Consider the following 15,901-nt stretch of genomic DNA (forward strand, 5'->3'; position numbering starts at 1 on the left):
GCTTTGTGCAGGTGTGTAGCTTGAAAATGTTGTGATGAATATTACGGGATAAAGGGAAGGATACCAGCAAGGTATTGCCTCAGCGCATAATCAAAATAAAGAGGCCGGTTTAACAAACAACCGGCCTCTTTAAATATTAGAAAGAATATTTACTGTGTACAACAGTCCGTAAAATTTGAAAATCTTTTTCTTGTTTATTTTATTAGCAATACATCTTCTCGTCTTTGGACTACGAGCCCGTCAATAAATTGGACTTTTACCAGGAGAAGATATAAGCCCGGATTAGCTCTTTGCCCTTTTACAGAACCATCCCACCCCGTTATTTGCGCTTCGGCAGGGTTGATATTTTCTTGTTGCCAAAGTAATCCACCATACCGGTCGTACACCTGAAATGATTGAATGGACTGCACTCCGGGACCTGGTATTACTGTTAGTAAATCATTGTTTCCATCGCCATTAGGAGTAAAGGCATTTGGTATACCGATATCCCTTTGTTTACGGACTAATACAAATATATCATTGGCTGCAGAGCATCCACGTGAGTCAGTGACTTCCAGTGTGATAAACATATTTTCTACCGCGGTAAATTCCAGTTCTTCCCGGGTCGTCGGTTCTGCAATTCCATCGGGAGACCAGATGTATTCTACTATTGAATTTTCGCCGTTAATGCGGGCAGAAACTTCGGCTGTTTGTCCCAAGGGTACCTGCAATGTATCGGGTTGGTCGAACTGAATATTGATCGGGTTGGGTTCACGCACAGTAATGGCTGTGGAAGCTGAGCATAAATTTTCATCAAACACAGTCACCGTATGGCTTCCTCCCAAAATGTCGACGGATTGTCCCAAAGGACTGGGTACACCGCCGTCAACGGAAAATTGATATTGAGTGTTGGTCCCTCCACTGGCATTTTGGATCGTCAGGGAAGTGGTATACCCAAAACAGGCAGGTTCTTCTATTGGAGGAACAGTAAATGAGATGGGTTCCGGTTCCATTAATTGGTATTGGGTGGTGGCCCGGCATCCCCGGTCATCAGTTAAAGCAAAATTATAATTCCCGGCTACGGCGTTCTCTATCACCAGTGAATCGGTAGTGTTGGCACCTCCACTATAAGAGTATCGGACTTCAATATCCCCGGGTGTGCCACCGATCATATCCAGGACAATGACACCATTGGAGTCTCCTTCACAGGAGGGAAGCACTATTTGGTCTTCAAGGACCGCTACACTGAGTTCTTCGGGTTCTTCAATTTCGAAATTGAGTTCAATGGCAGGGCATGGGTTAAATGCAGGGTCAGTTTCGTCTGTAATGATGACCCTGTAACTATTAGCCGGAAGGTCATACAATCTATTGGCGAATTGGCTTGGTGGACCGGAAATGTGTTCCCAATCAAAGTTGAAACCTGCTCCTCCACCTCCTTCTATGTCAATTAAAATAGAACCGTCATCTTCACCAAAACAGCTAATATCTGTTACAGTAGTGTCTATTTGTACAAGTCTTTGAAAATCAACATTGAAATTGGTATCTATTACCAGGCAATCTTCGTTATATATTTTTAAGTTGTGGGTTTCGTCGTCAAATACCCTGTAGTCTGATTGTCCCACTTGCAAAGGACCATTGTCCCACGAGAAGTCATAATTATTAATGGGTTGGTTTAAATAAGCTATTACAATAGCATCCGGTGAAGAACATTCATCGACGACGGTTGATTCGAACCGGGTAATATATACTCCTCCTGATTGAGATCGTACATAAATGCTATCCCGGATAGGTTCGCATGTTTCATCCGTTGAAGTGAGGGTGAAAGGGTAGTATCCGGGACTGGTGACGGTAATTATTTCCGTGTCTTCTCCCGTATCCCATTCCAGGGATTCATAATCGCTTTGGATACTGATTCCCGCCTCTACTGAACTTCCCGGGTCACATGGAATTTCACTTTCGATTTTGGAGTACACTACACCAGGTGATAATGTAAATTCACTCGTAATACTACAGCCCGTTCCCTGGCTGGTAACAGTAACGGAATAAGTGCCCGGTTCCAAATCGGTTAAGTCTTCGGTGTTGGGGAAAAAGTCACTTGGGTCTTCGCTACTCCAGTCAAAATCGTAGTTGCCGGTAGTGGGTGTGACTGTTAAATCTATAGAACCTGTTCCACCGGCATCACAACTTACAGGATTGACAGTAGCATCAAGTAATAGGTTTTCGCTTATATTTTCGATGGTGAAATCATGGTTAAAGGCACCGCAATCGCCCGTTATTTGTATTGTGTAATCACCCGGATCCAATTCCCGAAGCCAAATTTGTCCCTGGCTTTGATTAGCTATATAGGCGCCGGTAAAAATATTGCCATTGTAGTATACTTCGACATCTTCCCAGACGGGTGTATTTTCACTTTCTACATAAATCCTGTATTCCCCACCTTCTGAATTATTACATCCAATATCGCGATGCGTAGTATCTCTGAAAGTAAAGCTTTGCATGGCCATATCCACATCAAAATTTACGGGTATCGAACATCCTGCATCATCTGTTACAATGTAGGACGTTTGGGGTAAAAATTCCAGGTTGATTTCCCTGTCTGTTGTTTCTTCAAATCCGGACCTGGTAACCGTATAAGGACCATTTCCTCCCGAAATATTTATGGTAGCTTCTCCCGGGGTCCCGCTACATCCGGGGTCAGTAGTTATCGTTTGTGCTATAGACAATTGCCTGTCTGTCGGCATGGTCTGGTTCAGCGGTTTAGAACAATTATTTTGGTCCGTAATAATTACAGCTACCTCTCCGCCTGCTATATTGTTTAATGTATCAATATTGTAATATTTCTGATTATTATAGGTCCATTCTATATCAAAGTTATCCGTGTTAATATCTTCAATGTATACTTTTCCATTGGGGTCGAAAGAACTACAGGTATTTCGTTCGAAGGCTAATCTATATTCGAAATTTTCACCTCCAATAGTAATGTTTTTCGATATAGAGATATTACTATCATCTGTAATTTCTAATGTGTAATTACCCCCGGCCAGATTATTTATATTAAAAGTATCGTTTTGCGTGGTACCATTCCTTGGGTCCGGTCCTCTTAATGTGTATGTATAAGGAGCCTTTCCGCCAAATATATTAATGTTTAAGCTCGATGAATTGCCTGCTTCGTTCGTACAACTGGAATAGGCAAAGTCCAGGTCTCCCGATGGAACAACGGTTATGATTCCAGGAATTGTAGTAAATGGTAAGTTTTGTATATCCCCATCTGCAAAATCAATACTGGTAGTTGAGTATTTTTGAAAAAATAATTCGGTTGATTCGCCTACACTTCCCACTACGTTAAAGCACATTTCGAACAAAATTCCATTATCCTCAATGTCGATTCCATCTCCTACCCCCGTCGAAAACCAGAGGGCAATTAAAATGCCCTGATCAGCAAAATTTTCATTGTAATTACTACCTGGTGCAAAATCCGAAAGGATGGGATTACTATTCATAATCGAACTATATTCCAGTACGGAAGGATCCCATTTAATAGGAAACTGAAACCCTCCAATATTAGTAAAATCCGAAACCCGTACAGGTATACAAATTTGGCTGCCTTCTTCCACTGTAGTATCTGGGAATGAGATTTCTACGGTTGTCGCACCGGCTGCAAACGATAAATTAAAGGTTCTTGCACACCCCTGATTATCAGAGATCGTTAATTGGTAACCGTTATTCGGATCAATGTCAGAATAATCAAAACTATTACCAGAGCCTGATAAATTTATACTTTCATTTGTTGATGTGTTCAACAAATTAACTGTGTATTCACTACCATCTAATGCGGGTAAACCACCCGTTATGTCAATAGTCCCGGCAGTCTCTGATGTTTTATTGACCGTGTAAGTCAATGGCCCCAGGTAAGTGATCGCAAATGCGCTTCCGGTATTGACATGGGTACAGGCATCGTTTCCTGTTGCCTCGAAAAAATCTTCGGGATTGGATGATCCTGCATTGGCATTATGTACCGTAATAGGTACAAACCAAAGGGTTTGTGGAGCATTTAGACCAGCCGCAGTGAGGAAAGAACCGTCATTGACGGCTGTGAAATTGCCATTCGCATCTGCCTGTGCTACGATCATGGCTCCGCTTTCGTTTGTGAGGAGGTTTTCCAAATCGAATAATGCATTGGAATTTACAATTTCCGGGGATGTAGTCGGCTGATTTGTAAAGACAGCGTACCGAATTCCGGCAGGTGTCGAGGCATCAGGGTCCTCATCCAGGTTGAAATCCCCATCGTGCTGGACACTGACTCCCTGCCCATAGCAGAGCGTAATATTTCCTTCACTATCCAATGAAGCTCCATTGGAAAATGGTCTCAAAGCTGCGTTGCCTGCATTGATTTGTGTACAATTTGCTCGTGTACCAATGCTTGGTGTTTCTCGGGGTGCTATGAATTCCGGTTGTTGGGCGAATAGGCTGTTTAACGAAATTAATAGTATGACTATTAGTTTGTTATATATTTTCATACAGTTTATATCAAGTATTTGAGTGCACAAATATAGATCAATAGTTTGTACTGAACTAACTAAGAAACGCCTTTCGCAAATCTTTAGTACGAAAATGACAGGTTTTAATACGAAGAATTGAAAATTTGGTTCTTTACATGGGATTTGATTCTAATGGACATTTAAATTGTTTTAAAATAGATGATTATAGATATATAACTATCTTAATGTGAATGTGTTGGCAAAATTAATTAATAGTATTCGATCGTCTTCACTCGATTTTATCAATGTTCTATGCACTAAATTTTTTACCTTGCACCCGGAAATTTAAACTGAAAAAATATTATGGCTAAATACAAAGCAGCCATTACTGGAATAGGGGGATTTGTTCCCGAGACAAAATTAACGAATTTTGATCTCGAAAAAATGGTTGAGACCAATGACGAGTGGATCGTCTCCCGGACCGGAATAAAGGAGCGCAGGATCTTTAGAGAGCCCGGTAAAGCTTCATCAGATATGGCAACTTATGCAGTTAAGGAACTCCTTGAAAAAACAGGGACGAATCCCGAAGAAATCGACGTAGTTATTTGTGCTACGGTAACGCCTGATATGCAATTTCCGGATACGGCAAATACCATTGCACTTAAAATTGGTGCGAAAAATGCATGGGGATTTGATCTTGGGGCGGCTTGTTCCGGATTTCTATTTGGTTTGACCACAGGGTCCAGGTTTATAGAATCAGGAGCTTATAAGAAAGTATTGGTTATTGGCGTAGATATGATGTCTTCTATAATAAACTATAAAGATAGGACAACGTGTATACTATTTGGGGATGGAGCGGGATGTGTTTTGTTGGAACCCAGTAAAAATGAATATGGCTTTGAGGATGCGGACTTACACGGAGACGGGAGTGGAGCAAAGTTCTTGAATATGAAAGCTGGTGGGTCTCTCCATCCGGCCTCAGAAGACACTGTCAAGAACCGAGACCACTATGTATTTCAGGATGGTAGACCGGTATTCAAGGCTGCAGTGAGCGGAATGCGTGCTACGACCCTTAAAGTATTGAATCGAAATAATATTACAAAAGATGATATAGATTGGGTTGTTCCCCATCAGGCCAATATGAGAATTATTAACAGTTTGGCGGATTATCTTGAAGTGCCCAAGGAAAAGGTGATGACCAATATTGAAAGATATGGGAATACTACGGCTGCCACATTGCCATTATGTTTGTGGGATTACGAGAAAAAACTCAGTAAGGGAGATAAATTGATATTTACAGCTTTCGGAGGAGGATTTACCTGGGGTACCGTATATTTGACCTGGTCCTATGATTCAAATTAATTTATTATTTTGTAACCATTAGAATAAAAGCTGATTTATGGCGAACACATCTGATATTAGAAAAGGTTTGTGTATCGATTTTAATAATGACCTTTTTCAAATCATTGAATTTCAACATGTAAAACCCGGAAAAGGAAATGCCTTTGTTCGGACGAAACTAAAGAGTATTACAACGGGGAAAGTACTGGATCATACCTTTCCTGCCGGCCACTCTATTGACCCGGTCCGCGTAGAACGGAGGGTTTTCCAATATTTATATGCAGATGAATTTGCCTATCATTTTATGAACAATGAAACCTATGAGCAAGTAGGTGTAAATAAAGAAATGGTAGAGAATTCACAATTTATGAAAGAAGGGTCTGATGTTGAAATTTTATTTCATGCAGCTGAGGAACGACCTTTGGTAGTCGAATTGCCCCAGAATGTAGTTTTGGAAGTGATCTATACAGAACCTGGTGTGAAAGGAGATACGGCAACAAATACACTTAAACCAGCCAAGGTAGAGACCGAAGCAGAAGTCAGGGTTCCACTATTTATCAATCAAGGTGATTTGGTGAAAATTGATACGGAGACAGGAAATTATATTGAAAGAGTAAAACAATAATAGAAATGAACTATAAGGAAATTACGGAATTGCTAAAACTTATCAGTGACTCGCATCTTTCGGAATTTAAAATGAAAGACGGGGATTTTGAATTGTCAGTGAAAACCGATAAATACCAGAAAAAGTCAAAAGACAAAAATCAAATCATACAGATACCGGGCACCCAGGCACTTCAACCGGGGGCAGCAGAAGTAGCGCAACCCGTTTCACCTTCAGGGGGGCAGGTAGAAGCTAATCCCAAGGAAAAGGAAGATGTACAGGAAAAAGAAGAAGATAAATATTTGGAAATAAAATCTCCAATGGTCGGAACATTTTACCGGTCATCAGCTCCGGATAAACCTCCTTTTGTGAAAGTAGGAGATCAAATAGAAAAAGGTTCTGTAGTTTGTATTGTAGAAGCTATGAAACTATTTAATGAAATCGAATCTGAAATTAGTGGAAAAGTAGTAAAAGTGGTAGTCGAGGATGCCGCTCCGGTAGAATATGATCAGGTTTTATTTTTAGTTGATCCCAGTTAAGGGGACTCAATTTTTTTTCGATTTCTGAATTTTTACTAAAACATAATATCCGGGTATGTTCAATAAAATTTTGATAGCGAACAGGGGAGAAATAGCACTGCGTGTTATACGAACCTGTAAAGAGATGGGAATTAATACGGTTGCAGTATATTCGACGGCAGATAAAGAAAGTTTGCATGTTCGCTTTGCTGATGAGGCTGTTTGTATCGGGCCTCCCCAAAGTAACTTATCCTACCTAAATATCCCAAAAATCATGGCCGCAGTGGAAATAACCAATGCAGATGCTGTACATCCAGGCTATGGTTTTTTAGCTGAAAACGCAGATTTTGCTGAGATTTGTACAGAATACGGGATCAAGTTTATAGGCCCTTCTCCGGAGCATATTCGCTTAATGGGAGACAAGGTAACGGCAAAAGATACTATGAAAAAAGCAAAGGTCCCTTGTATCCCGGGGTCTGAAGGGCTGGTTGATAGCATTGAAGAGGGCATAGTAATAGCAAAAGATATAGGCTATCCGGTAATTATCAAAGCAACTGCTGGTGGGGGTGGAAAAGGAATGAGAATAGTAAAATCTGCCGAAGAATTTGAAGAAAACTGGAACAAAGCAAAACAAGAAGCTGGAGCAGCGTTTGGAAATGATGGTATATATATAGAAAAGTTTATCGAAGAACCCCGACATATTGAAATTCAGGTCATTGGAGACCAACATGGTAAAGTATCACACCTAAGTGAAAGGGATTGTTCGATCCAACGCAGACATCAAAAGTTGGTAGAAGAAAGTCCGAGCCCTTTTATGACACCGAAACTGAGGGACAAGATGGGGAAAGCTGCGATCAAAGCAGCCAAGGCTATTAATTATGAAGGCGTGGGTACGGTAGAATTCCTGGTAGATAAAAATAGAGATTTCTATTTTATGGAAATGAATACGCGGATTCAGGTAGAGCATACTGTAACGGAAGAGGTGATAGACCACGATTTAATAAAAGAACAAATTAAGGTGGCAAATGGGGAAAAGATTTCAGGAAAGAATCTGACGCCTATGCTACATGCCATTGAATGTCGGATTAATGCCGAAGATCCATTTCGTGATTTTAGACCTTCACCGGGCATGATCACCGGATTTCACAGTTCCAAAGGACAGGGAGTACGGGTTGATACGCACGTTTATGCAGGATATATTATACCCCCGTATTACGATTCAATGATAGCAAAACTGATTTGTAAAGCCCAGACCCGGGAAGAATGTATCAAAAAGATGCAGCGAGCCCTTGACGAGTTTATTGTAGAGGGGGTTCATACTACTATTCCATTTCATCAACAACTTATGAAAAATGAGAATTTTAAATCCGGAAATTTTGATACCGGATTTATGAATACTTTTGAATTGGAAAAAGATGATAGCGAGGAATAATAAGGTGTCGAGAAAATAAATATCATTGAAAAGTGACTGGAGAGAAATATTAACTTGGCTCAAACCATATAGTTGGCAACTGACGGGAAATATTTTTTCCAACATTTTAGTTGCTATTTTTACGGTAGTCAGTATTCCGGTTCTCAAGCCATTTTTTGATGTATTATTTGATCAAATATCAGATAAGTCTGATATTGAGGGCCCTGTAGCTTTTTCCTTTAATAATATCGAACCCTTTATTAATTATTATTTATTTGAATTTGTCAATAACAACGGGAAGGAAAAAGCCCTCCTAATCGTTTGTCTTTTTATAGTAGCTAATTTCCTGCTTAAAAATATCTTCCGCTATATTTCTTTAGTTTTTATGGCGGTATTGAGAAACGGGATTGTAAGGGACTTGCGAAATAAGCTATTTGACACTTTGCTTATTAAACCTTTTTCATTTTACAAAGAAGAACGCAAAGGGAATCTATTGACGATCATGAGTAGTGATGTAATGGAGTTTGAGTCCAGTGTATTGTCCGTATTAGAGACTATTATTAGATCTCCATTGATCATAATTGGAAGTTTGGGATATATGTTATATGTCAGTCCTGAACTTACTTTGTATGTCCTTTTATTGATGCTTTTTACCATTGTGGTAATAGGAGGTTTGAGCAGACGGCTCAAGAAAAATTCCAAGGAAGCACAGGATTTAGTTGGTTCTACCCTTTCAATTACTGAAGAGGCGGTATACGGCATTAAGACAATCCGGGCTTTTTATGCCCAGGATTATGTAAAAAAGCTATTTTCTAAATTCAATAATAGTTTTCGAAGGTTGCGAAATAAGATCTTATTTCGCAAGGATTTGGCATCACCCATGTCTGAGTTCCTGGGAGTGACCGTAGTTACCGTTTTGTTGTGGTTGGGGAGCAATCAGGTGTTTTCTGAAGAAATGGATGCAAGTACTTTTTTGACTTTTATTTTTGCATTTTACAATATTATTGATCCCGCAAAGTCATTTTCATCTGCTTACTACAATCTTCAAAAAGGAATGGGGGCGTATTCTCGCATTCAAAGCCTGATTAATTCCGATAAGGAGGTTCAATTGATTAGCGGAACCAAAAAAATGGAATTTCTGGGGGAATCCATTGTAATTGAAAGATTGAATTTTAAATATCCCGGCGAGGAGTCCAATGTGTTGAGTAATATCAATATTGAGATCAAAAAAGGGGATCGCGTAGCACTTGTAGGTGCTTCGGGGTCAGGTAAAACTACTTTAGTAGATCTGATTTGTCGGTTTTTGCAACCGACATCCGGTACGATTCGGTTTGACAATATTGATATTAAGGAATTTACCGAAGATTCATTCCGTAAAAATATAAGTATAGTATCTCAAGAGCCGGTATTGTTTCACGACAGTATTCGCAATAATATATGTCTTAATGATGTCGACCACGATGAAGAAAGGATATTATCTGCTTGTCATAAAGCCAATGTCAGTCCTTTTTTGAATAGTTTTGAATCGGGTCTTGATACTATAGTAGGAGAAGGTGGAGGAAAATTAAGTGGTGGGCAAAGACAGCGAATTGTTCTGGCACGGGCATTATACTATAATGCACCGATACTGGTGCTTGATGAGGCAACCAGTGCTTTGGATAGTGAATCTGAAAATTCTATTCAGGAAGCGATTGAAAACCTGGGAAGTGACAAAACAATTATTATTATTGCGCATCGTTTACAAACTATCCGAAATGCAGATAAGATCATCGTTTTGGATGATGGTGTTGTGATTGAGGAGGGGCAGCATAGCGAATTGATAGACTCCAACGGAGTGTATCGCAGATTTGTAGAACTTCAGAGTTTTTAGATTTGATAAAGTCGAACTTTATAGTAGGTATTATTATTTTTCTCTTACAAGCCAGTGCGGGCATGGCCCAATATGCCATACCTGATATTGGAGATTCGATGTTTTGCCTGGTTGACCGAATTCCACAAAACGTAATGATCGATGAAGAGGGCGAGCAATCACTTTACGATGTAAGTTTGATGCGGGCACCTTTTCTAAGATCAAAGGCTGTAATTTCTTTAGAGAATTCCAGTGCCCGTAATCATTTCGAGGATGCGAATTTAGTAGTTAAATCGTATGATAATCGGGAGATATATTACCGAAGAGATGGTAACCTGCTTTATAAACTGGGAGAATATGGTTTCTTTATGAATAATAGGTTTGTTCCGGCCATCGTGAGATTTAGCGAGCCTATCCCTATTGCGCAATATCCTTTGCGATTAGGGAATCGAAGAGAAAGTTCTTCATCTGCTTCCGTAATCTTTCCCGTTCAATATTTACATACTACGATTCAGTCGCAGTTCCCCATCGTGGCCGATAGTGTACGGGTAGATTTTGAAATTAAGGATTTTTGGGATATTGACGGCTCCGGTAGTTTGAAATATGTAATTACATATGATGATGTTGTTCGTCAGTTCCACAGGAGAGAATTCAAATATGAATTTTTTCTGAGGGTAGGTGACAAACCCTGGCAAAATTTTACCTCTTATATGGATTTGGTGAAGTTGTTCGGCCCATCAACTGTCTATAATATTAATTTTTTTAGTGAAGAATTGGCATTGCCAATATCATCTGTAGAAGTGAACTCTCTCGATAGAGAGCCGGTTTTCCTGGAATACCATGTAAGAGAGCATTTAAACCGGTATAATAGGGAACCCGTAGTATCAGAACCTGATATTTATGCTTTCCCGAACCCTGCGTTTAGTGTACTGAATGTAGAGTTGAATAACTTGAAACCGGGAAAATATAAAGTTATAATATACGATATATTGGGACGTGAGAAATACAGGACTTCTGTGGATTATATTTCTGATAAGACGATTCAAATCGAAGTTGGCAATTTTGAAAAAGGGCCATATTTATACGCATTAGTAGATTCTTATGGCCGGCGAATGATTACAAAGCGGTTAACCGTTATGAAGCCTTAAGATCGAATTTACAGCTTCTTTTAAATTATTTGAGATAACCATTCTAATTTGTTTTAAAAATTATCTATTTTTGCACTGCAAATTTTGAAAGCTGGATATTTCCAGTTTGAAAAATAGGCCGCGTAGTTCAACTGGATAGTCCCGTAAGTATACGGGATCGGCACTGAGGCTTTGGGTAACGTGGTCAATTTGAATTATATCCCGTAAGAGTACGGGACCTCCCGCGAAATTGTTCTGAGTATGAATGAGGGAGATAGAGATCGTCATTCCGTTGTTGGACTAGCAATTAGAAAAGCAACGAAGGCAACGGGAAGCATAGACGATTTTGAGATAAAAAAGAGTAAAAACGGATAAGGCAATAAGAAGTAAATTTTATTTAATTTTGTTGTCGAATAAAAAAAAATAGGCCGCGTAGTTCAACTGGATATTCCCGTAAGTATACGGGATCGGCTCTGAGGCTTTGTGTAACGTGGTCAATTCGAATTATATCCCGTAAGAGTACGGGATCTCCCGCGAAATTGTTCTGAGTATGAATGAGGGAGATAGAGATCGTCCTTCCATTGTTGGACTAGCAATTAGAAAAGCAACGAATGCAACGGGAAGCATAGACGATTTTGAGATAAAAAAGAGTAAAAACGGATAAGGCAATAAGAAGTAAATTTTATTTAATTTTGTTGTCGAATAAAAAAAAATAGGCCGCGTAGTTCAACTGGATAGAATATCAGATTTCGGCTCTGAGGGTTGGGGGTTCGAATCCTCCCGCGGTCACTTGTTGGCGAAAATGCCAGCGACCAATAGGTCGTTGAAATGAAAAAAAATGTCCACCCAAATGTGTTTGAAGGTGGACATTTTTTTTTATTGGGAGGTAGGCCGTTCATTTTGGTATCATATTCATATGAGGTGATGGTCTACCAGGTTAATCCTCCGGCGGTCACACATCCTACACCTATCTGGCGCAGGATCATATGATCGTCCCTTTATACATAAAGATTCGGATCAAATTTTATCTTTTAACGCAGGAGAAAAGAAATAGAATTTACTTATTTTTTAACTGAGTACCATCCAAATTTTACGGGATAGAAATAACTTTTATTTTGAGTCGTTATTGTTTTAAGCACTCCAATTTGAGAAACTTCTATTTAATTAATAATATTTATATTTGGTAACAAAGAAGTGTATGATACTGGAGAAACTCATTAAATCGAGGCAAAGTCAGAAGAAAAGTTTTGCAATTCTTCTTGATCCGGATAAATTGAATCCAAAGAGTTTAGAGCTTTTGGTCAGCAAAGCAAAGGATTATCCAGTAGACTTCTTTTTTCTGGGTGGGAGCCTTGTTATGAAGAATAATATTGAATTGTGTCTAAAGATCATAAAAGCCACTACCGATATACCCGTTATTTTATTTCCCGGTGATACATACCAGGCGCATCCGGATGCCGATGGTATCTTGTTTCTGTCTTTAATTTCGGGTAGGAATCCCGATTTGTTGATTGGGAAACAAGTAATAGCCGCACCATATTTGAAGAAAAGTAAATTGGAGGTCTTACCTACAGGATATATTCTTGTAGATGGAGGGAAAACAACAACTGTCCACTATATTAGCCAGACTCTCCCCATTCCAAGGGACAAACCTGAAATTGCTGCATGTACGGCATTGGCCGGCACCTATTTGGGACTTAAATTGATATATCTTGATGCAGGAAGTGGGGCAAAAAATAGTATTCCTCCTGGTATGGTTCGGAAAGTGAGGGAAGAAATAGATGCTCCGATTATAGTAGGAGGGGGAATACGAAGTGGAGATGAGGCTTTTAAATTATGTGAAGCGGGAGCAGATACAATAGTGGTTGGCAATGCAATAGAAGGAGATTATGATGTCATTGAAGATATATCTTTAAAAATTCAGTCCTATAATAAAATTAACACGTATTTGTAATCTATGTTGGAAGGTATTATCGTCAAGTCGACCGGAAGTTGGTACACTGTAAGAACTGAATCCGGTGAATATTCTTGTCGAATAAAGGGGAAATTCAGGTTGGATGGAGTAAAATTAACCAATCCTGTGGCGGTAGGTGATAATGTAGGAATAGAAATAGAAGATGAAGGAGAAAGAACGGGTACGATCCGGGAGATTTTACCAAGAAGGAACTATATCCTCCGACAGAGCCCCCGCAAGAAACACTATATGCATCTGATGGTTGCAAATATTGATCAGGCTCTACTGATCGTTACCATTAGGGAACCAGAGTTGAAACCTGGATTTATTGATCGATTTTTACTTACTACAGAGCCACATGATATTCCTGTGATTATTGTATTTAACAAAACGGATCTGTATTCAATAGAAGATATAAGCGTTTTGGAGAGGTTGGAGGAAGTGTATTCAGGAATCGGATACAAAACCCTTCGAACTTCGACAGTGACAGGTGAGGGTATTGATCATTTAAAACGGCTGTTAGTAGATAAGACGACAGCTGTAAACGGACAATCCGGTGTAGGAAAAAGTTCTTTGATCAATGCTATTCAACCAGGAAAAGAATTGAAAATCGGCGATTTATCCGACTATACCGGTAAAGGACAACACACTACTACTTTTGCAGAAATGTATACTTTGCATTTTGAAATGGATAATGACAAAGACAGACAGGGAAACGCATGGATTATTGATACACCGGGGCTAAAAACACTTGGATTTAACAATCTGGAAGTTCAGGATGTTGCTCATAATTTTCGGGAGTTTTTTGAACATTCTCACAGTTGCAAATTTAGGGACTGTACACATCGAAATGAACCGGGATGTGCTGTGAAAAAGGCAATTGAGACAGGAGAAATTTCGATGATAAGATATGAAAATTACTTAATGATTCTCGATAATATAGAGGAACAAAATTACTGGGAACGGCACAAGGACTTCTAGCACGGAGTAGGTATTTATGCGCATAGAACCTACCTCGAAAGGAATATTGTAAATAGTGAAAAGTTGTTTATAATTGCAATAATTAGATTGTCAAAAGAAAATCGTGATTAGAGTTTTCCCTTGAAAATATTGAGTAGTTCCTTTTTATCCCATAAGACAAAAAGTATAAATGGAACGGCAAAAAAGATAATTCTCATTACAATCGAAAGCAAGCCGGAATCTACGGAATTATCGTGCCAGGTTATTTCATACATCAGGTAGCTTCCTAAAGTAATAATAAGAATAACTGTTATTTTTCCAAATTCTATCCTAAATGGGTAATACCTTCGTCCTATGATATAACTTAAAAAGGTCATTACTGCATAGCAAAATAATGTAGTCCAGGCCGATGCCATATATCCGTAATACCTAATAAAAATTAGATTTCCCAAAATGGTTATGATCGCTCCGGTAATTGAAATTCCCATCCCAAAACTGGTCTTATCTCGTAGTTTATACCAAATACTGAGGTTGTAATAAATGCCCAATAACAAATTGGCGCCTAAAATTACAGGTGTTACCCAGTACCCCGATTTGTAGCCGGGGTCTCTAAGAAAGAAATCTTGCAGCCAGGGTAACCCAAGTCCAATGGCCAGGAATCCAAATGCAGAAAAGGCAGTGTAATACGTCGTGATTTTGCCATAGAGAATGTTGGAATCTTTTTCGCGGTCTTGTTTGAAGAAAAAGGGTTCAGCTGCATATCGGAATGCCTGGGTAAAAAGGGCGATAAACATAGCTATTTTGTAGTTTCCACTGTAGATCCCTAATAATTCGTCAATTTTTACTGCGTCGTAAGGCAGCAATTTTTTAAGGAACACCCGGTCCATAGTTTCATTAATGATTCCGGCTAATCCCACTATGGTAAGGGGCAGAGAATACTTGACCATTCTTGATATCAGATCTTTATCTAGCTGAAATTGAAATTTCTTCCATTGGGGAAGAAGAAGTAAAAAAGCAATAAGACTGGAAAGAACATTGGCCCCAAAAAGGTAAAATAAATTCAATTCAGGTTGATATAATTTGTGGAAAAACAAATATCCCTGTTGGATAAAGAAAGGACAAATAAGAAAAAAGAAACAGATCGTTCCTACATTTACCCCTATCATCAATAATTTTATTACAGCAAATTTCCTGGGCCTGTTTTCCAATCTTAGGTTGGCAAAAGGAATTTCGTTGACCGCATCGAAGAACAATACCATTGCCAGCATTTTAACATAGGTGGAATATTCATTTTCAAGATCAATAATCCGGCATAGGGAATTGGAAAATATAAATAATAAGGTACTAAAGAGTAAGGACGTAATGGTGACGATTACCAATGACTGGCTAAATGATTTTGATTGGTCTTCTTTATTTTGTTCGAATCGAAAGTATGCGGTTTCCATCCGCAGCGTATACATGATGAATGCAATAGCAACGAAAGAGTACAAAAGGGAATAATTGCCGAATTGGGCAAGACTAATGGTGTTGGTAATAACAGGTAGCAGGAGGATATTAATAGCCCTTCCCACAATGCTACTCAGTCCATACCATACGGTATCCCCGGCCAATCGCTTAATTGTTGCCATAAAATCTAAATTACCATGCAATGCGAATATAGTATTTCATTGACAAAACAAT

General features: G+C 39.2%; 10 protein-coding genes and 1 tRNA gene. 9 read left to right on the top strand and 2 right to left on the bottom strand.

The window, feature by feature from the left end; genetic code table 11:
* Positions 1-194: 194 nt before the first annotated feature.
* On the bottom strand, positions 195-4,496 hold the full coding sequence (locus LVD47_RS17835; RefSeq protein WP_236979349.1) for a T9SS type B sorting domain-containing protein: 4,302 nt from the start codon (positions 4,494-4,496) through the stop codon (positions 195-197).
* Positions 4,497-4,820: 324 nt separating this feature from the next.
* On the opposite strand from LVD47_RS17835, the gene LVD47_RS17840 reads away from it, so the two are divergent.
* The 9 genes from LVD47_RS17840 (at position 4,821) to rsgA (ending at position 14,242) form a co-directional block, all read left to right on the top strand.
* Positions 4,821-5,819, top strand: coding sequence for a beta-ketoacyl-ACP synthase III (locus LVD47_RS17840; RefSeq protein WP_236979351.1), 999 nt, complete (start codon positions 4,821-4,823; stop codon positions 5,817-5,819).
* A gap of 37 nt (positions 5,820-5,856) precedes the next feature.
* A complete protein-coding gene (efp, locus tag LVD47_RS17845) occupies positions 5,857-6,423 on the top strand; it encodes an elongation factor P (protein WP_236979353.1) in 567 nt (188 codons plus the stop codon).
* Positions 6,424-6,428: 5 nt separating this feature from the next.
* A complete protein-coding gene (accB, locus tag LVD47_RS17850; RefSeq protein WP_236979355.1) occupies positions 6,429-6,941 on the top strand; it encodes an acetyl-CoA carboxylase biotin carboxyl carrier protein in 513 nt (170 codons plus the stop codon).
* Between the two features lie 55 nt (positions 6,942-6,996).
* Positions 6,997-8,352, top strand: a complete 1,356-nt coding sequence (accC, locus tag LVD47_RS17855) for an acetyl-CoA carboxylase biotin carboxylase subunit (RefSeq protein WP_236979357.1) — start codon at positions 6,997-6,999, stop codon at positions 8,350-8,352.
* Between the two features lie 25 nt (positions 8,353-8,377).
* Complete coding sequence (locus tag LVD47_RS17860; RefSeq protein ID WP_236979359.1) at positions 8,378-10,201, top strand: ABC transporter ATP-binding protein; 1,824 nt, start codon at positions 8,378-8,380, stop codon at positions 10,199-10,201.
* A gap of 2 nt (positions 10,202-10,203) precedes the next feature.
* Complete coding sequence (locus LVD47_RS17865; RefSeq protein ID WP_236979361.1) at positions 10,204-11,328, top strand: T9SS type A sorting domain-containing protein; 1,125 nt, start codon at positions 10,204-10,206, stop codon at positions 11,326-11,328.
* Positions 11,329-12,022: 694 nt separating this feature from the next.
* Positions 12,023-12,096 (top strand) — tRNA-Arg (locus LVD47_RS17870).
* Between the two features lie 409 nt (positions 12,097-12,505).
* Entirely contained in the window at positions 12,506-13,261 is a 756-nt protein-coding gene (locus LVD47_RS17875; protein ID WP_236979362.1) for a phosphoglycerol geranylgeranyltransferase, read from the top strand.
* A 3-nt stretch (positions 13,262-13,264) separates the two neighbouring features.
* Positions 13,265-14,242 (top strand): ribosome small subunit-dependent GTPase A, encoded by a 978-nt coding sequence (rsgA, locus tag LVD47_RS17880; RefSeq protein ID WP_236979363.1) that lies wholly within the window; start codon positions 13,265-13,267, stop codon positions 14,240-14,242.
* Between the two features lie 107 nt (positions 14,243-14,349).
* Here rsgA and LVD47_RS17885 read toward each other — a convergent pair whose 3' ends face one another.
* The gene (locus LVD47_RS17885) at positions 14,350-15,849 is read right to left on the bottom strand and encodes an oligosaccharide flippase family protein (protein WP_236979364.1); all 1,500 of its coding nucleotides are present in this window, start codon (positions 15,847-15,849) and stop codon (positions 14,350-14,352) included.
* Positions 15,850-15,901 lie beyond the last annotated feature (52 nt).

Source organism: Membranihabitans maritimus, assembly GCF_021729145.1.
Lineage (GTDB): Bacteria > Bacteroidota > Bacteroidia > Chitinophagales > Saprospiraceae > Membranihabitans > Membranihabitans maritimus.